Origin of the sequence: Coralloluteibacterium thermophilum (assembly GCF_042654365.1) — a bacterium.
Lineage (GTDB): Bacteria > Pseudomonadota > Gammaproteobacteria > Xanthomonadales > Xanthomonadaceae > Coralloluteibacterium > Coralloluteibacterium thermophilum.
The window spans coordinates 22819-42962 of the sequence record NZ_JBHSGG010000047.1 but is presented as its reverse complement, the minus strand read 5'-3'; the positions used below and the strand labels follow the sequence as shown (position 1 = coordinate 42962).

Sequence of the window (20144 nt, the reverse complement as noted above, 5' to 3'; positions counted from 1 at the left end):
GCAAGACCAGAAGTTCTCAGCCCTTTTACAACCGTCCGTGATTTCGGGGTAGAACCCGATCGAAGGCCGCGCCTCCAAGTTCCGCAGGCAGCAGGAGGGCAACTGATCATGAGCATCCTCACTGAAACCCGGCCAGATCCGAGCAACCCGCTGAAGGAGCTTGAGCTGGCCTTGCAGCAGGAACTCACTGGGGGCAGGAGTAAGGTCGAAGTCGACTTCAAAGAGGCCTATCCACTGCTCGAACAGGGCATTGCGCAGAAACTGCGCAAGCGCAAGCTGATGGACCGATTCAACGCTGTCTTCAAGCATGAGTTGAACCTGGTCCAGTTCCGCAAGTTGTTGAACGCGGAACGTGACCGCCGTAAAGCAACCGGCGACGTGCTGGAATGCCCAACCTGTGGCCAACCGTTGATCGCCGAAGCGGCCACGGACACGATGGAGGCTGCGTGATGACTACGATGTTCTCCAGGCTGCCACCGATGTACCCCATGGACGCGTTCCTTGCGGTCGTTCGTGATGCCGGAAACGAGCTCATCCGCAACGTGCAGGCAGCTGACGCGCTCGTCGGAATGAGCCTCATCAACGCGATGGCCATGGCCTGCCAAGGATTGATCGACGTGAGGCTGCCGACGGGGCAGGTGCGGCCCGTTTCGCAGAACCTCCTGCTCGTAGCCGCATCGGGTGAGCGTAAGTCGACGGTGGCAAAGCTTGTGATGTCACCGTTTAGCGAAGCAGATAGCCAGGCGGAGGCTGCCCATAAGCAGAAGGTGGACCAGTATCAAGCGGAGCTTGGGTTGTGGAGGGCGAAGGCGAAGGGAATGCGGAGCGCAATCAGCAGGGCGACCAGCAAGGGCCAGTCGACCGAGGAACTGGACAGGCAGCTTATCGACCACGCGTTGGCGAAGCCTTCCGAGCCGCGTCTTCGTCGCATTCTGCGCGAGGACATCACCGTCACAGCCATCAGGGAGGCGTTGCAGGGCGATGGCGAGTCGATCGCCATCACGACCGACGAAGGTCACATGCTGTTCAAGGGCGACGCCATGCGTCACGTCGGCTTGCTGAATCGTCTGTGGGACTCGCCCGAAGTGCTGCCCCGAGACCGTGCGGATGACGATCACCAGCTGGTGATGAACCCGCGCGTCTCCGTCAGCATCATGACGCAGCCCGGGCCGCTGAAGGAGTTCCTTGAGAAGGGAGGGGCAATCGCCAGGGAAAGCGGGCACTGGGCACGCTATCTTGTTGGATCGCCACCGTCGAGGATGGGCTATCGCCTCGTCAACGCTGACGAACCGACTTGGGATTGTCTGCCGACCTTCCACGCGCGCGTCCGGGAGCTGTTGGCACAACACCGAACCATGATCGAGTCAGGCCAGGTTGAGCGGAAGCTTGTCGGTTTCACGGTTGATGCCAAGGCGCGCTGGGTTGACTTGGCTAGCCAGACAGAGGGTCTTCTGCGTCAGGGCGAGTACCTCAGCGACATCAACGACTTCGCTTCAAAGGTGATGGAGATTCTCGCCCGGCTTGCCGCCACGATGCACCACTTCAGCGGCGAGGTTGGGGACATCACGCTTGACACCCTGGAGCGCGCCTTCGCCATCGTCCGCTGGCACATCGAAGAGTACAAATTTCTCTTCTCACCGCAGTTCGTGGTGCCCCAGGACCTGGTCGATGCTCAAGCGGTCGCGGCTTACCTCCACTCGCGCGTCTGGCAGGGGCCTACGTCGGATACACACATCCCGAAGAATCATGTGCTGCGCAACGGCCCCGTGCGTGAGAGAAACCGGCTGAACGCCGCTCTGGGTCTGCTTGCGGCGAGGGGAGCCATCTGGATCTGGACAGGCGCTCGGGACAAGAGGACCTATGTGCGCCTTCACAACACGTTCTTCGGTCAGACCCCTATGGCTCTGTAGGAGGCAACCTTGAAACCCAGCCCCGGCTCCATGCCGGGGCTTTTGCCGTGAAATAGGCGGGCGTTGCATGCGATTCTGCGACCTTGTCGCAAAATCACCGTCCTACTGGATTGGCTAGGACGATCAACTGCCGACGGGTGCTCTCGTAGCACCGGGCCGGCACGCAGCATACAGCGCCTTCTCGGCCTCGGCCATGCCGGCGATGAAGCGAGGCCCCAGATGGCGCTCTGGGCGCCGATCCTGACCTTGGTCACGAAGGCTACGGTGGTCGACCCGGGCCTCGTGCCCGTGTTCGGCGAGGACCTGATTCTTGATGTCGGCAACCAGCTTGCGCCTGAGGGTCACCTGCTGGCGCAGCTCCATCGGGCTCTTTCCTCCGCTGTCTTTGCGGCACCCGCCGGCCTGGGGCTCTGCAGGGTTGTAGCGCCCGAACCATTGCTCCGGGCTCCGGTCGAGTCCATCGGGGATCCTGTCCGAGCACATCAGATGCACATGTGGGTTCTGAATCCCGCCCAGCTTGCCGTCGGGCGCGTGGATCGCGTACTGGTATGGCTTATTTCCGATCAGATTACGGACCAGTCGCTCCGTGAGGTCGATGAGTTGCGTCTCGCTCAACTCGTTCGGCAGTGCGATCTCGTGCTCCCGATAGGCCGCTCCGTTGGTGCGCTCATGGCGATCGGCCATGCTCCAGAAGAGAGCGGGATTACCTTGGGCCCAGTCGGGCATGTTTCCGTGACTGGAGTGAACCAGGTCCTCGCGGTTCCTATGTGAGCCTTCTCGTTCGATGTAAGTGGCGTGTCTGCGGGCACTGCCCTTCTTGCCACTCTTGATGCTGTAATGGAAGCTTACCATCGGTGGATCACCCTTTCTCCATGAGTAAACGAAAGCCGGCAAGATCGCTCTTGCCGGCTGCCTTGGAGATGAGTATTTCGCCCGATTCTGTACTCTTTCGAGGAAAGGGTAAGTGCGCGTGCTTTTCCTCCCCCTCTCCGATGCATTAGTTCAGTGAACTGACTGTTCTAGCGGACCGTTGGCTTCATCTCCATATAGATACGGATAGCGATGTAGAAAAAAACTTACTTATCACGCTCTGATCAACGTGCATGCTTCTAAAGCCTTCTCGCAGCAGAACAGGTTGAAACCGCTAACTGACCGATCAATACAGTCAATGTCGCTGTGGTTGAAGCACTCAGCGTACTTTTCCAGCCGTTCCAACTGGAAGTCAATCCAGGCCTGTTGCCTAGCGTAACGGTCCGACATTCTTGCGTGGAAAAGACAGAATCGGTGATACAAAATCTGCATTGCTCCTTGGGGGATGTAGTCATCCTCATATAGTTCGTTGATGCTGCGGTCGCGGCCAAGGTGGGTCAGTAGCCGGGAGATGGTCTTCTCTGCGGACTCCTGCCCGATCCATGATGGCGTGTAGGGTGTCTTGACCTTCTGCTGGTGCCGAATCGTGCACAGTGCGGCGACGCAGTCGGCGGCTGAAAGGTTCGTCACGTCTGCGGAAGTCTTGTGCCACTGATGGAAGACATACGCATGCAAGAGTTTCTTGGTTTCGCCGGTGATGCCAGTTAGATCGCGCTGATTGTTCTTGATGCCTGTCGCTAGCTGGACCAACTTTCCCAAAGGAAGCGAGTGCCGAGCTAGGAACTCCGGGAACTCCATGATGGAAGTGATCGGCGTGTCTGCATCGACGTCCGTACCGATTTCCTTGGAAAGGTGCTTGCAAAATTCACCCATCTGCTCACGTACCGACTGCACATGCGAGACGACGTCTTCCTGAGCCTTTACGATTCGCTTGTACTCTCCGATGAAATGGTAGAAGGGAAGAGTCCTCAGGTAGATGTAGATCCGCTCATGCAGTGGTGGAGCTGTGTACTGAAGTGGCGACGCGTCAGGAACGTAACTGGATGCCGCCAGTTCCATGAGCTTGAACGCTGCCGCTAAGGCTTCATCGTTGCCTGAAAGTCGGTAGTAGATGGGCTCAAGGATCTCAAAGGTTTCATGCTCTATGCACTCCAGAAGCTTGGACGTCGTCAGAAGTGAAGTTTCTATTCGCCTGAGCCGTTCTGGCTCTAGTTCTAAGCTCAGGGTTTGCATGAGTTCGTCTGCGAGCTTGATTGTGTACTCGTTCCTGGTGGTGCTTCTGGCTGTCCAGTGCTCCATTGTTGCGCTGTCATCTTTGGGTCGCGCTAAACGACGGAAAAGATGCGAGCCGCTGTCATCTTTCTTCGCGTACAGAAGTTTGATGGTCTTGATCGTCTTGATGGGATGGTGGCGGGTCGTTCCATTGAGCTCTTCTCCGACTGCTTCTCGTATGAAGCTCAGCGTGGATTCGAGCGCCTGCATGGTGATGAGCTTCCCGTTCGACTGACTATTTGCCGCCATTGACCCTTGGGATGTCCGGGTCTCCTCATAGTTCAGTTCATCCAATAACTCGTTGATTGTTGCCGTCTGAGGTGCATTCCAACTGTTGTTCTCATCAAAGTCGAAGCGGGGCTTGTACTTGGGGGCTTTGTCTGCACTGTGTTGACGTGTCATCACCTTCCGCTCTTCACTGCCATGGCTATTAAGGATACGAATGCGGCGCTGACTAGTCGAAGCGGTGCCTTGGCCTACGTCTTGGTCGTGGTCCTTCATGAGTTGCTTTGACGTTCCGGATCAATGAGTCCAGTCCTCCTGCTAGGGCCCTCCGTATTACGCTGGTTGGCCTCCAGCGGCGCGGCGCGACGCAATTGCTGATAGCGACGCCGGGGTGCCTGCGGCATTGCCCTCGCGCCGCCTCGTGTTTCCGGGCGGGCAGTGACGCTCGGCTTCCGCACTTGCATCGCTCGGCCTCCAGCTTTGCAACGCAGCCGGTGCTGTGTCACCCCCTGAAGGCAAGTCCAAGCCTCCTTCGACGAGGTAGAAGGGCGGCTGGATCTTCCCGGTACAAGGTAGGACTATGGCCCGGTGTCCACGTTCGTCCACGTGAGTGGCCAGGCTCCATACTCGGTCCATTCTGGGGTGTGTGAGTAACAATGCGAGTAACGGCGGCTGATCAGCTGGAGTAACGTTCTCCACAGCAATCAGTTAAGGAGACAATGTGGTTGCTGGTGGGCCACCATCTTGTAGTCAGATGTAGTCCGAGATCGACCACAAGAGGTGGATAAATGGCCTTGGATCGGGTTCTACGCGGCTGATCCTGTCTTGGAATCCGATTGCATCCAGCGCGCTCCGTCCCGCCACGCATCGTTCGGTGTGTGATACGCAAAGATTCCAGAACTTGTGCCGTTATAGGCTAACTCAGCAGACCTTGGTGACTCCTCATGGGGAGTTAAAGAGCTTTCTGAGGTAGATATGTTTGACTATTGTCATGCAACTGGAGCTGGCGGTGTCCATTCGCTGGGCATCGCGCCGGAGGGCCCGTTATAAATTCGTACGCGTCAGCCGATAATGTGGATGTCGGCGGGTGACGACGTGTTCAGTATTTTGAACAAGGGATCGTGATGAAGCTCTACGAGAACGTGGTAATCGGCAACTTCCTGTACGGCCTGGGATGCGAGATCGGCGGCCGCCTGCGTACGGGTACTCTGCCGGGGGCCGTGAATCTGCTGCAGCAGACTCCGGAGGACAAGGCGCTAGGTGATGTGCTGTTGTCCTACCCGGGTACGCTGCGGCTGCTCGAGTTCAAGGTGGCGGCGAACTACTCGAAGAAGGAAAAGATCAAGCGCGACAAGCTCGCCAAGGCTGTGGAAGCTCGCCGCGGAATGGGCGAGGTTTCTCGCCAAGTTCACTGGTACATCGAAACCGCTGTGTCGGATGCTTCGGGTGTCGAGGCGTTCTTCGGCCCCTATTTGGATGCTTTGGATGCAGCGCGTGCTGCCCGGCCGAGATCGTCGCTCGGCTTGAGGGACTTCATCGGCACTTTGGTAGATGACGTGTTTTTGCATCGGGACGGGGAAGTACCCCAAGCCGTGAGCGACTACCTGAAGTTGGTGCGCTGGTGTCAAGGAGAGGGCGAAGCTGGCGCGAGCGGCTTGATCGTCGTGGTGGGCGCAGGAGGCAAGCTGACCTATGTCGAACTGAAGGACATGATGGAGCTGCGCATGAACAACAAGCAGTGGCTGGCGTATCGGCGAACCCTGGAGGTGGCCGCAGATGTAGAGCACAGCCTCGAAAGAAGGGGGTCGCCAAAGCGACTGGACCGAAGCCATGAGCGAAGCCGATGAAGCATGAATTAACAGAACATGACGTCCAGTTGTTCTTCGATGCCGCCGGCAAGTTGCTGGAAGCCGCCAAAGACGATGGCCTCAAGTCCAAGCTGGCGACCCAAGCGCTAATGCAGTTCTGCCACCAGCTCGATGGGCGGTTGCGCAGCCTGGAAAAAGACGTTGTGGGCATAATCGAGGCATCCGCCGAGATGACCGCCTCGCGAGCGGCTGACCTGTTGCGAGAGCACTTCCAGCAGGCAGATGCTGCCGCAGAGCAGGCGGCGGCCCGCTATAGGCATGCTGCGGATCGCCTCGGTGTGCGTATGTGGGCGATCTTCTTGGGCACGCAGATCGCTTTGGCCGGGGTCCTGATTGTACTGGTCCTTGTCTTGGTGCCGTCGTTGGACGAGATACTGCAGCGGCGTGCCGACCTCGCTCACATCAATGAGCAATTGGACGGTGTGCCCCTTAGTTGGAGTATCTGCGGTGAGGGGCGCCAAGCGCGCAAGTGCTTCCAGACGGACGAACGGTCGCCGCGCAGTCTTTACAGAAGCGAAGATGGCAGAACATGGCGCATCCCAATGCGCGATCGAACCCCGCCCGGCCCGCAATCGAAATGAATGGCGGTCTTTGAAGGTGCGCTGCGCCACCTGACGATGAAGCGCTCGTGCAGCGGAAGCAGCTGCACGTCCGGTCGCCCGCGGATGGCTCATTGCTGACGCAGAAATGCCTTTCCGCCCACGCGGGCGGCCATTTCTTTGAGCTCGCGTCCCACTGCGTCGCTCACGTGTAACGGGCGCACGAGTCGAGGCAGAAGGCGATCTGTCACGCCTGCGAATCGTCCGATTTACAACAATGCGATCGCCCAGTCGGCATCGGCCTGCACGATGCGATTCTCGACACGTGCCACGTCTAGCAGTAGCCCGCTGTGCGGCCAGCGATCGAGGATCAGCCGAAATCTGAGTCCGAGCGATCTGGAAGTTTCTTCTGGGATGTCCGATGCCGCCCAGGAAGGTCCAATGCAATCAAGTAAAAATTGAGTCGAAATGTGAGTCAGATTCTTACAGATGGATTGTGATTGCTGGTGGGGCCGCAGCCGCTCCGTTCCGGTGCTGTCCTGCGGATGGGCGATCCCGTACGGCTCAGCGGCATCAGTCCATCAACCGCTGCGCGAAGTAGACGTAGTGGCGCGCCCAGCGTCGGGCGTTGGCGGGCGGGTCGGCGTCGTAGGCGTGGCCACCGCTCTCGTCCTCGAAATAGATGTGGTCGTGTCCCTGGGCGCCCAGGCGGGCCGCGAACTTGCGGGCGTGCCCGGGATGCACGCGGTCGTCGAGGGTATTGGTGGTGATGTAGACGACCGGGTAGTCGGCCTCGGGCCGGAGGTGGTGGTAGGCGGAATACGCGGCGAGCCAGCGCGCCTCTTCCGGAATCCGCGGGTCGCCGTACTCGCCGGTCCACGATGCGCCCGGCGGCATCTCCGGATAGCGGAGCATGTCGATCACCGGGCTTTCGATCACCGCGGCGTTGAACAGCCCGGGGCGCTGCGTGATCGCGACCGAGGTCAGTACGCCGCCGTTGGAGCGGCCGTAGATGCCGAGGCGTCGGGGGCTCGTGATGCCGCGCGCGATCAGGTTTTCGGCCACCGCGGCGAAATCGTCGAACGCGTGCTGGCGCTTGTCCCGAAGTGCCGCGGCATGCCAGCGCGGGCCGAACTCGCCGCCGCCGCGGATGCTCGCCAGGACGAAGGCCCCGCCGTGCTCGAGCCACAGGGCGCCCAGTTGCGCCGAATGCGTCGGAAGGATCGGAATGCCGCCGCCGCCGTAGGCGTACAGGATCGTCGGGATCTCGTCGTCCGCGGCGGTGCTGCGCGGACGAACCAGGAAATAGGGCACGCGCGTGCCGTCGCGCGAGACCGCTTCGTGCTGCTCCACCACGTGGGTGCCGGGTTCGAAGTGCCGGGCCTGCTGCTGGACCGGGGTCGGAATCGCCGTGTCCGTGTCGAGCCGGAACAGGGTCGGGGGCGAGAGGAAGCCTTCCGCCGAGTAGAACAGGTCCACGCTGCCGCGGCTGGCGGCGATGATCCGCACGGCGGCATGGGCGGGCACGTCCACGTCCTGCCGCTGCCAACCACCGTCGTCCGAAGGCTTCATCGCCCGGAGTGCGCCGGACACGTTGTCGAGCACGGCGACCACGAGGGCGTTCCGGGCGACGGCGACGCCCGAGATCGCCTCGTGATGCGCGGGAAGGACCACGACGGGATCCGTCGTCGGAGACGGCGCGGCTTCGCCACGCAGTACCTCCAGCGGCACGGCGGCGAGCGCCCCCGCCGGTATCGGATGTCGCCCACACGCCCAGTCCTCGTTGGCGGTGAAGACGAGGCGCCCGTCGAAGATGCCGTGGACCTCGAGGCGCGACGGCAGATCGAGCCGCACGCTGCGGTCCTCGATCTGCTGCCAGACCTCGCTCCGATACGTGTCGAGCGGGCGCAGGAACAGCACCGCCTCGACCGCTCCGTCCGCCGCGTGCACGACCCGTGGCGCCACGCCATAGCCGCCGTCCGAGGCCGCGCCGCTGTACACGATCGGCGCGTCCTGCATCCTCTCGCCGCGTCGCAGCGCGCGTATCGTGTAGGGATAGCCGCTTTCGGTCAGGGTGCCCACGCCGAAGTCCGCAGCGACGAGCAGCGTCGCCTCGTCCAGCCACTGGACGCGTTGCTTGGCTTCCGGCAGCCGGAAGCCCTCGTCCAGGAAGCGCCGCTCGACCGCATCGAACTCGCGCACCACGACGGCGTCCTTGCCGCCGACGGACAGGCCGACCAGGCAGCGCCGTGCCGCGGGCGGAAGGCACTGGATCTCGCGGAGGACCCAGTCGATGTCTCCCGCGCGCGCCAGCGCGTCGACGTCGAGCAGGACCTGCCAGTCGCTGTCCGCGCCCCGGAACGCGTCGGCGCGCACGCGCCGCCAGAGCCCTCGCGGGTTGTCGCGGCCCTGGCGGAGTTCATCCAGAAAGCGGCTCTGGAAGCGCGGCAGCGACAACCTGTCGTCCGCCGTCAGGATCGACAGCGCCCGCTGCCGGAAGGGCTCGAACCGCGCATCGCCCTCGAGCCGGGCACGCGCGCGCGCGTTCGCGGCGTCCACGAAGGCCATCGCCTCCGCGCCGTGCAGCGTCTCGAGGTGCAGGTGATCGTCCGCGGCGGCGACCGCGGCGGGGTCGAGGTCGACCGGCAGCCCCGGCGGTCGGCCAGGCCCTGCTTCCACTGCCGTGCACGCGCAGACGGCAAGGGCCAGGCCGGCGCGCAGGATCCATCTGGACATCGCGGTGCCCTCCGGCGTTGTGCGGCCGGGAGCATAGTCGCAGATCGTCGGCCACCACCATCGCCGCAAAACCTTGACGCTGCCGCGCCTAGCCTCCGGCGCATGGACGAGACGGCGAACCTGGGCCTGTTCGGCCGCGCGAAGTACGTGGTGATGCGCGCCGTGGCTGGCTTCGGCGAGGACGAACTGATGACGCGCGCGGCGGCGGTGGCGTTCTACACCGCGCTGTCGCTCGCGCCGATGCTCGTCCTGCTGCTGTGGATCGTGACCTCGCTGTCGCCGTCCTGGCAGGACCGGCTGATCGAGGATCTCGGCGAACTGGTCGGGCCGCAGGCGGCGCAGGCGCTGACCCTGGTCATCGAGAACGCCGACGACGCGCCCGCGGTCGGCAGCATCGCCGGCTGGATCGGCCTGGGCGTCACCCTGGTGGGCGCCTCGGCCGTGTTCGCGCAGTTGCAGGACGCGCTCAACCGCGTCTGGGGGCTGCGCGCCAAGCCCGGACGGGCGGTCACCGCCTTCATCCGTGCGCGCATGCACGCCATCGGCCTGATCCTCACCCTGGCCTTCCTGCTGATCATCTCGCTGTTCGCCAGCGCGGTGATCGCGCTGTTCGTGCCCAGCGGGACCCTGCTGTGGCGGGGCGTCGAGGCGCTGGTCTCGCTGTGCCTGTTCGCGCTGGTGTTCGCGAGCATGTACCGGGTGCTGCCGGATGCCGACATCGCCTGGCGCGACACCGTCTACGGTGCCCTGCTCACCGCGGCGCTGTTCGCGCTCGGCAAGTTCGGCATCGGCATCTACCTCGACCACGCCAATGTGGGCGGCGCCTACGGGCCGGCCGGCTCGGTCGTGGTGCTGCTGGTCTGGGTCTTCTACTCGACCATCATCCTGCTGCTCGGCGCGGAGCTGACCGAGGCGGTGGCCGCCGTGCGCGGCCGTCCGATCCGGCCGAACGCGCATGCCGAACCCGTGGAGGCGCCTCCCGAGCCGCCGCCCGCGGTGGACACCGGCGACGTGCCGGTCTATCCGGCGGGGGAACAGCGCAGGGGCTGAGCGGGAGCGTCGTTTCCGCGACAATCGGAAGCTCCGCCCAACGCAAGGCCGCGCGCATGCTCGAGACGCTCGAACACGAAACCCGCTCCAATCCCGACTGGTGCGTCCTGTGGCTGCACGGCCTCGGCGCCGACGGCCACGACTTCGCACCCATCGTGCCGGAGCTGCTGCGCCCGGACTGGCCGGCGCTGCGGTTCGTGTTCCCGCATGCACCGGTCCGCCCGATCACGGTCAACAACGGCGCGCGCATGCGCGCGTGGTACGACATCGCCGGCTTCGACATCGCCAGCCGTCAGGACGCCGCCGGCGTCGCGCAGTCGGTGGGGCAGGTGGCCGAGCTCATCGCGCGCGAGGGCGAGCGCGGGATTCCGCCGGAGCGCATCCTGCTGGCCGGCTTCTCGCAGGGCGGCGCCATCGCGCTGGCCGCGGGTCTGCAGCAGCCGCGCGCGCTGGCGGGCGTGGTCGCCCTCTCGACCTACCTCCCGGTCGCGGAGGCCACCGTCGCCGCCTCGACCGAGGCCGGGCGCGGCACGCCGGTGTTCATGGCCCACGGCAGCCAGGACCCGGTGGTCCCCGAGCAGCTCGGCCTGATGAGCCGCGACCGCCTGCGCGGGCTGGGCGTGCAGGTGGACTGGCACAGCTATCCGATGGCGCACCAGGTCTGCCGCGAGGAGATCGACGCGCTGGCGACCTGGATGCAGGCCCGCCTCGTCGCCTGAAGGCCGGCGTCCGCCGCGTCGACACGGCGGAGCGCCTGCTAGGCTTCGCCGATGCGCGCACCCACGGACCCCTGGCTCCCGGACCTGTGCCGGCCGGGGCGGCTGGCGATCATCCTGCTCGCCGCGGAAGCGGTGGTGGTGGTGATCGCGCTGGCGCCGGGTGCGTTCCCGCACGGTTCGCTCGCGGACTTCGGCGCCGCCAGCGCGCTGGCGCTGTGGATCGCGCTGATCGGGGCGGTCGGCCTCTGCCTGCTGCGCGGGCCGATCAACCGTCTTCCGCTGCCGCTCGGCGCGCTGGCTGCCTGCGCGCTGCCGGTCGCCGTCGCGGCGGTCTGCATCGCCGTCCTGTACGAAGTGGACCGCGGCATCGGCTTCCAGCTCGGGCTGCCCGCCGAGCAGCGCACGCGGACGCTGCTCGGCACGGCCGGGCTGGCCGCCCTCGCCACGGCCGCCCTGCTGCGCTACTTCTACGTACGCGAACAATGGCGCGCAAAGGTGCGTGCGCATGCCGAGGCCGAGGTGCGCGCCCTGCAGGCGCGCATCCGGCCGCACTTCCTGTTCAACAGCATGAACACCATCGCCAGCCTGGTCCGGGTGGACCCGGCGACCGCCGAGCGCGCGGTGGAGGACCTCGCCGAGCTGTTCCGGGCCGCGCTCGGTGCCGGCAAGGGCGAGGCCACGCTGGCCGAGGAGCTGCACCTGGCCGAGCGCTATCTCGCGATCGAGGGCCTCCGGCTGGGCGAGCGCCTGCGGGTCGAGTGGCGGCTGGCCGAGCCCCTGCCGCGCGATCTCCTGCTGCCCCGGCTGGTGCTGCAGCCCCTGGTCGAGAACGCGGTGCTGCACGGCGTCTCGCGGCTGGAGGCGGGCGGCGTCGTGCGCATCGGCGCGGACGTGCGCGAGCGCATCCTGTACCTCACGGTCGAGAATCCCGTGCCGGAGGCCGAGGACGGGCCGGGCATCAACGGCCACGCCCAGGGCAGCATCGCCCAGCGGCTGCGGCATCGCTTCGGCCGCACCGCCCGGATGACGGTGGAGCGCGGCCGCGGCTACTATCGCTGCGGCCTGGAGATCCCGGTGGCATGACGATTCCGCTGGCATGAAGATCCTGATCGCCGACGACGAACCGCTCGCGCGCGCGCGCCTGCGCGCCCTGCTCGAGGATCTGGGCCACGCCGACATCGTCGCCGAGGCCGGCAACGGGCGCGAGGCCGTGGCGCTGGCGCGGACCACCGCGCCCGACCTGGTGCTGCTCGACATCGCCATGCCGGGCATCGACGGCCTCGACGCCGCCCGCGAGCTCGCGACCCTGCCCGCGCCGCCGGCGGTCGTCTTCTGTACCGCCTACGACGCGCATGCGCTGTCGGCCTTCGAGGCTGCGGCCGTGGACTATCTGCTCAAGCCCGTGCGCGGCGAGCGCCTCGCCGAGGCGCTGGCGCGCGTGCAGGCGCGCCGCGCTCCCGCGCCGCCGGCGGCCGACGGGCAGCGGCGCAGGCATCTGTGCGCCCGCCTGCGCGGCACGCTGCGCCTGGTCGCCATCGACGAGATCCGCTATCTGCAGGCGGAGGAGAAGTACGTGGTCGTGCACCACGCCCGCGGCGAGGATCTCGTCGAGGAGTCGCTCAAGGCACTGGAGCAGGAGTTCTCCGAACGTTTCGTGCGCATCCACCGCAACTGCCTGGTCGCCCGCGCCGAGATCGCCGAGCTGCGCCGCGGGCTCGACGGTCGCGTCCATGCGGTGCTGCGCAGCGGTGCGGCGCTGGAGGTGAGCCGGCGCTGCCTGCCGAGCGTGCGCGAGGAGTTCCGCCACCTGTGAGGAGTGGGCCGGAGGAGCGGGAAGCAAGGGCGGGCGGCCGCGGGCCCCTCCCGCTCCCGGCCGCCGGCACGCCGCCGCCGCGGCACCTACAATAGGCGGATGTCCGAACGTCCCTCCCGCATCCGCCTCGCCACGCGCCAGAGCGCGCTCGCCCTGTGGCAGACCGAACACGTCGCCGGCCTGCTGCGCGCCGCGCATCCCGGGCTCGAGGTCGAGCTGGTGCCGATGACCACCCGCGGCGACCAGATCCTCGACCGCTCGCTGGCTGCGGTCGGCGGCAAGGGCCTGTTCCTGAAGGAGCTCGAGGTGGCGATGCTGGAGGGGCGCGCCGATGCCGCCGTCCACTCGCTCAAGGACGTGCCGATGGCGCTGGAGGCGCCGTTCGCCCTGGCGGCGGTGCTGGAGCGGGCCGATCCGGCGGACGCCTTCGTGAGCAACCGCTACGACGGGCTCGACGCGCTGCCGCCGGGCGCGCGGGTGGGCACCAGTTCGTTGCGGCGCAAGGTGCAGTTGCGCGCGCGCCGCCCCGACCTGCGCATCGACGACCTGCGCGGCAACGTCAACAGCCGCCTCGGCAGGCTCGACGCCGGCGAATACGACGCCATCGTCCTGGCCTGCGCGGGCCTGCTGCGCCTGGGGCTGGGCGAGCGCATCCGCGCGCGGCTGGACGCGCCGGACTGGGTGCCCGCCGTCGCGCAGGGCGCCATCGCGGTGGAATGCCGCGCCGACGACGCCGGCGCCCGCGCCCTGTTCGCGGCGCTGGAGCACGCACCGACCCGCACCTGCGTCGACGCGGAGCGCGCGATGAACCTGCGCCTGCACGGCAGCTGCCATGCGCCCGTCGGCGCCTACGCGACGCTCGACGGCGGGCGGCTGTGCATGATCGGCCTGGTCGGGGACGAACACGGCGAGGCGCTGCTGCGCGCCGCCGGGGAGGGTGCGGCGGACGCGCCCGCCCGGGTCGGCGAGGCGCTGGCCGAGGACCTGCTGGCGCGCGGCGCGGGCGCGCTGCTGCAGGGCGTGCCGCGCTGACGCGTCGCGGACGCGGCGGCCGGACGGCGATCCGCGCGATCGCCGGCGGTGCGGGCGACTACTTGAAGTCGTAGACCAGGTTCATCGTGGTCAGGCGGTCGGTACGCTCGCGGCCGTCCTGCACGTCGGTGTTGTGGCGGGCCTGGAAGCCTGCCTTGAGCGCCATCCGCTCGGTCATCGAGACCTGCACGCCGAAGTCGTTCTGGGCGAAGGTGTTGTCGTCGCCGGACTCGATCAGCAGGGTGTTGATCAGGTCGGTGTTGGCGGTCAGCGGATAGCGGAAGTCGATGAAGCCGCGGGCGATGGCGCCGCTCTCGGTGCGCTCCTCCTCGGCGTCGCGCGCGCGGCGGTAGCCGGGGCCGACCTCCATCGCGAGGAAGCGCCCGCTCCCGTCGAGCATGAACACGCGCCCGTAGCCGATGCCGAAGGTCGACTGCCAGCTGTAGGCGGCGAAGTCGTCGTGCTCGTGGCGCAGGGTCGACTTCCAGAACGACACGTCGTCGTACTTGATCGCACTGGACGCGCCGAACTGGTAGCGGTTGGCGGTGGTCTCGCGGACCCGCTCCGGCGCGTCGTCGCTGCCGCGGTTGACCTCGCTGCTGGCGCGCAGGCCGGAGAGGTTCACCTCGTGGCGGAAGTCGTGGTCCTCGTAGGCCGCGCGCAGCCGCACGTTGGCGTTCTCGGTGGTGCTGTTGCCGCGCGCGGAGGCCAGGCCGACCTCGCCCGCACCGGTCCAGCGTGCCTCGTTCTTCGGGGTGGGCCCGAAGGTCGGCAGCGTCTCCTGCGCGCGGATCTGCGCGGGCAGGGCGGCGGCCAGGGCGAGGCACAGGACGGCGAACGGTCGCATCGGGGTCTCCTCTTTCGGGGCGGGCGCGGCGCGGCGGCCGTGAAAACGTTTGCGGCTCCGATTGTAGCGAGGCAGGGCGACGGCTTCTTGACGCGGCGTTAACGCGCCTTCAGAGCGGCCAGAACCGGGGGATGAAGACGATCGCGACCAGCCAGAACAGCAGGTTGAGCGGCAGGCCCATGCGCACGAAGTCCATGAAGCGGTAGCCGCCGGCGCTGTAGATCATGGTGTTGGTCTGGTAGCCCACCGGCGTGGTGAAGCTGGTCGAGGCGGCGAAGGTCACCGCCACGAGGAAGGCCATGGGGTTCGCGTCGATGCCCTGGGCCGCGGCGATGGCGATGGGCGTCATCAGCACGGCCGAGGCGTTGTTGCTCATGGATTCGGTCAGCAGCGAGGTGATGAGGTAGATCGCCGCCAGCGCGGCGACCGGCCCGTAGGGACCGACCAGGGCCAGCGCGTGGCTGGCGATCCACGCCGCGGCGCCGGTGTTCTGCATCGCGATGCCCAGCGGCAGCAGGCCGGCGAGCAGCATGATCACGCGCCAGTCGATGGCCTCGTAGACTTCCTCCGGCTTCAGGCAGCGGGTGATCACCAGGGCGATGCAGCCGACGATGGCCGCGGCCATGATCGGCATCCAGTCGAGCGCGGCCGCGGCGATCACCGCCAGCATGATGCCCACCGCGACCGGCGCCTTGCGGCTGCCGCCTTCCGGCTCCTTCTCGCTCAGCACGATGAAGCCGGTGTCCCGCCGCAGCGCCGCCATCTGCTCCTCGGGCACCAGCAGCAGGAGCACGTCGCCCACCTCCATGGTGATGCCGCGCAGCTGCTCGCGCAGGACCTCGCTGCGCCGGTGCAGGGCCAGCAGGGTGGCGGGCTGGCTCCATGCGGCGGCGATGGCGCCCACGGTCTGGCCCACGTAGCGCGAGGCCGGCGCCACCATGATCTCGGCCAGCACCGCGCCGCCCTCGAACTGCGCATCGCGCAGCTCGAACTCGGGTTCGAGCTCGAGCTTCTCCTTCTCCTTGAGCTCGCTGACCCTGTCCCAATGGCCGCGCACGATCAGCACGTCGCCGGCGCGGAGGCGCCGCTGCTTGGGCGCCCAGACCTTCTCGTCGCCGCGCAGCAGTTCCAGCACCGACACGTTGTAGGTCTTGCCGAGCTCGGCTCCGGCCACGCTCTTGCCGACCAGGCGCGAGTCGCTGGTGACGTGCAGCTCGCTGATGTACTTGCCGAGGTCGTAGTTCTCGGTGAGCTCGGCGGCGCGCCGGTCGGGCAGCAGCCAGGGACCCACCAGCATCACGTAGGCGATGCCGATGGCGGCGGTGATCGCGCCCAGTGCGGTGAACTCGAAGAACCCGAAGCCCGGCAGGCCGGCGTCCTGCGCCATGGCGTGCACCAGGAGGTTGGTCGAGGTGCCGATCAGCGTGCAGACCCCGCCCATCTGCGCCGCGTAGGACATGGGGATCAGGACCTTCGACGCGGAGAAACGATTGGCCGCGGCGATCGCCAGCGCCATCGGCATGAACACCGCCATGGCGGCGGTGTTGTTGACGAAGGCGCCGAGCGAGGCGAGCGCCAGCATGATCACCAGCACGAACAGCCACTGGTTGCGGATGCGCCCGAGCAGGCGGCCCGCGGCGCGCAGGGCGCCGGTCCGCTGCAGCGCGGCGGAAAGCACGAACATCGCCGCGACCGCGATGGTCGCCGTGCTGCTGAATCCGCTCACCGCCTCCGCCGGCGTCAGCAGCCGCCCGGGGACGAGCAGGCCGAGCACCAGCAGCGTGGCCAGCACCAGCATGGCGACCACGTCGACCGGCAGCTTCTCCGTGACGAACAGCACGATCGCGCCGGCGAGGACGCAGAGGACGAGGATGGCTTCGAGACCCATGGGTTTCCGGTAGGCGCGCGCGGTGCGCACCTTACAGGAGCGGTCCGCGCGTCGCCGTCGCGTGGAGGCGGCGGGATCAGGGTGGGCAGTTCCAGCGCGCCGCGGCCGCGGCCGCCTCGGCGATGTCGGCGGGATCCGTCCCGGCCTGCCGCGAGCGCAACTGCGGGCAGGGGTCCACCGGGCCGCCGCCGAACAGCGCGCCGATGCCTTCCACCACGTCCCGCGGCGAAGGCGGGCTGCGCATCCGGAAGGGCAGCGCATGCGGCGGAGGCTGCCCCGGCAGGCCGCGTGCGGCCTGCGGGCGATCGCTGCCGATGCGCACGCCGCGGTCGAGGGTGGAGTCGCGCCAGCCTCCTGGTTCCGCCGTGGGCGTGGCGGGTCCGGGCGCCGGGTCCGAGTCCGGGTCCGGAGCGGAGGCGGAAGCGGGCAGGGCGGGTGCCGCGGCGGATGCCGGCGCCCGTGCGGCCGGCGGCGGTGCGGGCGATGCCGGGGCCGGGGGCGGCGGCGAGGGCGGTGGCGCGGGCGCGACCTCCACGAAGGTCGCGGCGATCGGCCGCGGATCGACCCGCGGCGCCGGCTCGCCCGGCGCGTCGAGCAGAACCAGGACGGCGGCGTGCAGCGCGATGCAGATCGCCAGCGCCGCGGCGCGCGCCACGCCCTCCGCGTCGATCCCGCCGGCGCGCCCACGCGGGTCGTGCTCCCCCCTGTCGTGCATCCTGCCTCCCTGGCTCGCTGGGGGCGAAGCGTAAGGCGCCGCCGGCCGGGCGGTGCTAAGGCTTCGTTAGCCGGCGGCGCTATCCCTCTGTCGCGGCCGCCGGCCATAATCGGGCGCATGGACCGCTACGAGCGCATTCTCGCCCTGCACCGCCATCTCAAGGCGGCCCGCTACCCGGTCGCGCTGCGCACGCTGATGGACGAACTCGGCTGCTCGCGCGCGACCCTCTACCGCGACATCGCCTATCTCCGCGACGCCCTGGGGGCTCCCATCGAGTCGGCAGAGGGCGCGTCGGCCTTCAAGTACGACGCCAGCGAGGCCGAGCGCTTCGAGCTGCCGGGCCTGTGGCTGTCCTCGGACGAACTGCACGCCCTGCTCGCCGCGTACCAGCTGCTGCACAACGTCGGCCCCGGCGTGCTCTCCGGTGCGCTGGCGCCGCTGCGGGCGCGCATCGAGGCGCTGCTGTCCCAGCAGGCCGGCGGCAAGCGCTGGCCGGTGGAGCGCGTGCGCGTGCTGGCCTTCGGCGTGCGGCGCATGGACGAGCACGTGTTCCGCACCGTCGCCTCCGGCGTGCTGGAGCGCTGCCGGCTGGCCTTCGAGTACCGCGCGCGCTCCACCGACGAGCGCACGCGCCGCACGGTCTCGCCGCAGCGCCTCACCCACTACCGCGACAACTGGTACCTCGACGCCTGGGACCACGAGCGCGAGGGCCTGCGCAGCTTCGCGCTCGACCGCATCAGCGAGGCGCGCACGCTGGAGGACGCGGCCATCGACGTGCCCGATGCCGAGCTCGACCGCCAGCTCGCCTCCAGCTACGGCATCTTCTCGGGGCCGCCGAAGGCGTGGGCGACGCTCGTGTTCTCGGCCAAGGCCGCGCGCTGGGTGGCGGACGAGCACTGGCATTCCAAGCAGGAGGGCCGCTTCCTGCCCGACGGCCGCTACGAGCTGCGCCTGCCCTACGGCAACGCCAAGGAGCTGCTGATGGACGTCATGCGCTACGGCGCCGATGCCGAGGTGCTGGATCCGCCCGCGCTGCGCGAGCAGGCGAGGACCATGCTGCAGCTCGCGCTGTCCGCGTATGAGCGCTGAGGGCGACATCGGGCTGGTGGACCCCGGCCTGCGGCGGCCCTCCGGCGCTTCGCGCCCGCGCGCCGCGGTGGTGCTGGGCGCCGGCGGCGCACGCGGGCTCGCCCACATCGGCGTGCTCGAGGCCCTGGAGGAGCGCGGCTACGAGATCGCGGCGATCGCCGGTTCGTCCATGGGTGCCCTCGTCGGCGCGATGTACGCCGCGGGGCGGCTCGACGACTACAAGGCCTGGGCCTTCGGGCACGACAAGCGCGAGATCTTCGCGCTGCTCGACTTCGCCTACGGGCAGGGCGGCCTGTTCAAGGGCGAGCGCATCATGGCCGCGCTGCGCGAGATCGTCGGCGACGTGACCATCGAGTCGCTGCCGATCCCCTACGTGGCGGTCGCCACCGACATCCAGAGCCAGCGCGAGCTGTGGCTGACCCGCGGCTCCCTCTTCGACGCGGTGCGCGCGTCCATCGCCATCCCCGGGATCTTCACGCCGATCCGCATCGCCGGGCGCGACCTGGTCGACGGTGGCCTGCTCGATCCGCTGCCCATCGCCGCCACCCGGCATGCGCTGGTGGACCTGGTGGTGGCGGTGGACGTCAACGCACGCACGCCGCGGCGGATGCCCGGCGCGCCCGCCGAGCCGGAGCCCGAGCCGGAGCCCGTACAGATCGACGCCGGCCCGCGCGTGCGCCTCGGCGCCTGGCTCAGTGCGCTCACCGAGCGCCGCCGCGTCGCACCGGCCGGCTCGCAGCAGGGCATCTTCGACCTCATGCTGCGTTCGCTGGACACCATGCAGGGCCAGATCTCGCGGCTGCAGGCCGCGCTCGACCCGCCCGACGTCCTGGTGCGCGTGCCGCGCGCCAGCGCCGCGTTCTACGAGTTCTGGCGCGCGCGGGAACTGGCGGGGCTCGGCAACGACCTCGCGCACCGCGCGCTCGACACCCTCGTCGAGAACGACGCGGAGGGCGCGAGGAGCGGGAGATGAGGAGCGGGCAACGCGCTGCTTGAGGAGTGAGTGGAGAGGAGTGAGAAACGAGGCGGGCGGTCGCGTTGTCTCTCGTTCCTCACTTCTCCTGCCTCACTTCTCGTTGTAGAGCCCCTCTGCCCGCTTGCGCGGGGAGGGCCGGGATGGGGGTGAGGCGCGGCGCGCAGCGCGCCGCCGTCCTAAACCGTGAGACGCGGCCGCCGGAGACTGCGCGCCCGCCACGACGAGGTTGCCGCCATGCACCGCCCGCTGCTGCCTGCTCCGCACGTCCCCGCCAGCCCCGCGCAGGCGCCCGATCCGCGTCTGGCGCGCACCCTGGTGCAGTGGCTGGCCCTCGGCCTGGCCTGCGTGCTGATGCTGCCGGCCGCGCGCGGCAGCGCCGAGGCCATCGGCTGGCTGCCGTTCTGGCTGGTCGTCGCGCCGGCGTCCTCCCTCGCCCTCCTCTTCCGGCATCGCCTCGCGGCGGCGTGCGGCGCGCTCCTCGTCGCGCGCCCACGCCGCCGCCGTGGCGACCAGGCCCGCCCGCTGCGCATCCGCCGGCAGGCGCACGGTCCCCTGCGCCGCATGCTCGCGGCGCTCGCGGTGCGCTGAAGCCCGC

18 protein-coding genes are annotated in these 20144 nt (G+C 67.8%); 12 read left to right on the top strand and 6 right to left on the bottom strand.

The annotated features are described in order from the left end of the window. Positions 1-108 precede the first annotated feature (108 nt). Complete coding sequence (locus ACFO3Q_RS15655) at positions 109-450, top strand: hypothetical protein (protein ID WP_377005631.1); 342 nt, start codon at positions 109-111, stop codon at positions 448-450. A 38-nt stretch (positions 451-488) separates the two neighbouring features. Further along, positions 489-1910, top strand: a complete 1422-nt coding sequence (locus ACFO3Q_RS15650; RefSeq protein WP_377005630.1) for a YfjI family protein — start codon at positions 489-491, stop codon at positions 1908-1910. Between the two features lie 123 nt (positions 1911-2033). Here the strand turns inward: ACFO3Q_RS15650 and ACFO3Q_RS15645 are convergent, their stop codons facing one another. Further along, a complete protein-coding gene (locus ACFO3Q_RS15645; protein ID WP_377005629.1) occupies positions 2034-2762 on the bottom strand; it encodes a MobA/MobL family protein in 729 nt (242 codons plus the stop codon). A 231-nt stretch (positions 2763-2993) separates the two neighbouring features. Continuing rightward, positions 2994-4553, bottom strand: a complete 1560-nt coding sequence (locus ACFO3Q_RS15640; RefSeq protein ID WP_377005628.1) for a hypothetical protein — start codon at positions 4551-4553, stop codon at positions 2994-2996. A gap of 848 nt (positions 4554-5401) precedes the next feature. Between ACFO3Q_RS15640 and ACFO3Q_RS15635 the strand changes: the two genes are divergently transcribed. Both ACFO3Q_RS15635 and ACFO3Q_RS15630 read left to right on the top strand, forming a co-directional pair. Then, positions 5402-6124, top strand: a complete 723-nt coding sequence (locus ACFO3Q_RS15635) for a hypothetical protein (RefSeq protein WP_377005627.1) — start codon at positions 5402-5404, stop codon at positions 6122-6124. Then, positions 6121-6726 carry a hypothetical protein gene (locus tag ACFO3Q_RS15630; RefSeq protein WP_377005626.1) on the top strand — a complete coding sequence of 202 codons (606 nt, stop codon included), beginning with the start codon at positions 6121-6123 and terminating at the stop codon, positions 6724-6726. The genes ACFO3Q_RS15635 and ACFO3Q_RS15630 overlap by 4 nt, the downstream gene beginning before the upstream one ends. A 531-nt stretch (positions 6727-7257) precedes the next feature. Here ACFO3Q_RS15630 and ACFO3Q_RS15625 read toward each other — a convergent pair. Continuing rightward, complete coding sequence (locus ACFO3Q_RS15625; RefSeq protein ID WP_377005624.1) at positions 7258-9420, bottom strand: prolyl oligopeptidase family serine peptidase; 2163 nt, start codon at positions 9418-9420, stop codon at positions 7258-7260. 102 nt (positions 9421-9522) lie between these two features. Here ACFO3Q_RS15625 and ACFO3Q_RS15620 point away from each other — a divergent pair, with 102 nt between their 5' ends. The 5 genes from ACFO3Q_RS15620 (at position 9523) to hemC (ending at position 14034) form a co-directional block, all read left to right on the top strand. Further along, positions 9523-10470, top strand: a complete 948-nt coding sequence (locus ACFO3Q_RS15620) for a YihY/virulence factor BrkB family protein (RefSeq protein ID WP_377005623.1) — start codon at positions 9523-9525, stop codon at positions 10468-10470. A gap of 56 nt (positions 10471-10526) precedes the next feature. Next, entirely contained in the window at positions 10527-11189 is a 663-nt protein-coding gene (locus tag ACFO3Q_RS15615) for an alpha/beta hydrolase (RefSeq protein WP_377005622.1), read from the top strand. Positions 11190-11240: 51 nt separating this feature from the next. Continuing rightward, on the top strand, positions 11241-12272 hold the full coding sequence (locus ACFO3Q_RS15610; RefSeq protein WP_377005621.1) for a sensor histidine kinase: 1032 nt from the start codon (positions 11241-11243) through the stop codon (positions 12270-12272). 13 nt (positions 12273-12285) lie between these two features. Then, a complete protein-coding gene (locus ACFO3Q_RS15605) occupies positions 12286-13002 on the top strand; it encodes a LytR/AlgR family response regulator transcription factor (protein WP_377005620.1) in 717 nt (238 codons plus the stop codon). Positions 13003-13101: 99 nt separating this feature from the next. Beyond that, the gene (hemC, locus tag ACFO3Q_RS15600; RefSeq protein ID WP_377005619.1) at positions 13102-14034 is read left to right on the top strand and encodes a hydroxymethylbilane synthase; all 933 of its coding nucleotides are present in this window, start codon (positions 13102-13104) and stop codon (positions 14032-14034) included. Positions 14035-14092: 58 nt separating this feature from the next. Here hemC and ACFO3Q_RS15595 read toward each other — a convergent pair whose 3' ends face one another. The 3 genes from ACFO3Q_RS15595 to ACFO3Q_RS15585 form a co-directional block, all read right to left on the bottom strand. Continuing rightward, positions 14093-14881, bottom strand: a complete 789-nt coding sequence (locus ACFO3Q_RS15595) for a DUF481 domain-containing protein (protein ID WP_377005618.1) — start codon at positions 14879-14881, stop codon at positions 14093-14095. Between the two features lie 109 nt (positions 14882-14990). Beyond that, positions 14991-16769: an SLC13 family permease gene (locus ACFO3Q_RS15590; RefSeq protein WP_377005617.1), complete on the bottom strand. Its 1779-nt coding sequence runs from the start codon at positions 16767-16769 to the stop codon at positions 14991-14993. A 76-nt stretch (positions 16770-16845) separates the two neighbouring features. Further along, positions 16846-17484, bottom strand: a complete 639-nt coding sequence (locus ACFO3Q_RS15585; RefSeq protein WP_377005616.1) for a hypothetical protein — start codon at positions 17482-17484, stop codon at positions 16846-16848. A gap of 117 nt (positions 17485-17601) precedes the next feature. Here ACFO3Q_RS15585 and ACFO3Q_RS15580 point away from each other — a divergent pair, with 117 nt between their 5' ends. The 3 genes from ACFO3Q_RS15580 (at position 17602) to ACFO3Q_RS15570 (ending at position 20137) form a co-directional block, all read left to right on the top strand. Continuing rightward, a complete protein-coding gene (locus ACFO3Q_RS15580; RefSeq protein ID WP_377005615.1) occupies positions 17602-18573 on the top strand; it encodes a helix-turn-helix transcriptional regulator in 972 nt (323 codons plus the stop codon). After that, positions 18563-19546 (top strand): patatin-like phospholipase family protein, encoded by a 984-nt coding sequence (locus ACFO3Q_RS15575; RefSeq protein ID WP_377005614.1) that lies wholly within the window; start codon positions 18563-18565, stop codon positions 19544-19546. The genes ACFO3Q_RS15580 and ACFO3Q_RS15575 overlap by 11 nt, the downstream gene beginning before the upstream one ends. A 237-nt stretch (positions 19547-19783) precedes the next feature. After that, on the top strand, positions 19784-20137 hold the full coding sequence (locus tag ACFO3Q_RS15570) for a hypothetical protein (RefSeq protein ID WP_377005613.1): 354 nt from the start codon (positions 19784-19786) through the stop codon (positions 20135-20137). Positions 20138-20144: the final 7 nt, after the last annotated feature.

Excerpts from the sequence above, each read along its gene's own strand:
- ACFO3Q_RS15655 (WP_377005631.1), top strand. The coding sequence starts at position 109 with ATGAGCATCCTCACTGAAACCCGGCCAGATCCGAGCAACCCGCTGAAG.
- ACFO3Q_RS15650 (WP_377005630.1), top strand. The coding sequence starts at position 489 with ATGGACGCGTTCCTTGCGGTCGTTCGTGATGCCGGAAACGAGCTCATC.
- ACFO3Q_RS15645 (WP_377005629.1), bottom strand. The coding sequence starts at position 2,762 with ATGGTAAGCTTCCATTACAGCATCAAGAGTGGCAAGAAGGGCAGTGCC.
- ACFO3Q_RS15640 (WP_377005628.1), bottom strand. The coding sequence starts at position 4,553 with ATGAAGGACCACGACCAAGACGTAGGCCAAGGCACCGCTTCGACTAGT.
- ACFO3Q_RS15635 (WP_377005627.1), top strand. The coding sequence starts at position 5,402 with ATGAAGCTCTACGAGAACGTGGTAATCGGCAACTTCCTGTACGGCCTG.
- ACFO3Q_RS15630 (WP_377005626.1), top strand. The coding sequence starts at position 6,121 with ATGAAGCATGAATTAACAGAACATGACGTCCAGTTGTTCTTCGATGCC.
- ACFO3Q_RS15625 (WP_377005624.1), bottom strand. The coding sequence starts at position 9,420 with ATGTCCAGATGGATCCTGCGCGCCGGCCTGGCCCTTGCCGTCTGCGCG.
- ACFO3Q_RS15620 (WP_377005623.1), top strand. The coding sequence starts at position 9,523 with ATGGACGAGACGGCGAACCTGGGCCTGTTCGGCCGCGCGAAGTACGTG.
- ACFO3Q_RS15615 (WP_377005622.1), top strand. The coding sequence starts at position 10,527 with ATGCTCGAGACGCTCGAACACGAAACCCGCTCCAATCCCGACTGGTGC.
- ACFO3Q_RS15610 (WP_377005621.1), top strand. The coding sequence starts at position 11,241 with ATGCGCGCACCCACGGACCCCTGGCTCCCGGACCTGTGCCGGCCGGGG.
- ACFO3Q_RS15605 (WP_377005620.1), top strand. The coding sequence starts at position 12,286 with ATGAAGATCCTGATCGCCGACGACGAACCGCTCGCGCGCGCGCGCCTG.
- hemC (WP_377005619.1), top strand. The coding sequence starts at position 13,102 with ATGTCCGAACGTCCCTCCCGCATCCGCCTCGCCACGCGCCAGAGCGCG.
- ACFO3Q_RS15595 (WP_377005618.1), bottom strand. The coding sequence starts at position 14,881 with ATGCGACCGTTCGCCGTCCTGTGCCTCGCCCTGGCCGCCGCCCTGCCC.
- ACFO3Q_RS15590 (WP_377005617.1), bottom strand. The coding sequence starts at position 16,769 with ATGGGTCTCGAAGCCATCCTCGTCCTCTGCGTCCTCGCCGGCGCGATC.
- ACFO3Q_RS15585 (WP_377005616.1), bottom strand. The coding sequence starts at position 17,484 with ATGCACGACAGGGGGGAGCACGACCCGCGTGGGCGCGCCGGCGGGATC.
- ACFO3Q_RS15580 (WP_377005615.1), top strand. The coding sequence starts at position 17,602 with ATGGACCGCTACGAGCGCATTCTCGCCCTGCACCGCCATCTCAAGGCG.
- ACFO3Q_RS15575 (WP_377005614.1), top strand. The coding sequence starts at position 18,563 with ATGAGCGCTGAGGGCGACATCGGGCTGGTGGACCCCGGCCTGCGGCGG.
- ACFO3Q_RS15570 (WP_377005613.1), top strand. The coding sequence starts at position 19,784 with ATGCACCGCCCGCTGCTGCCTGCTCCGCACGTCCCCGCCAGCCCCGCG.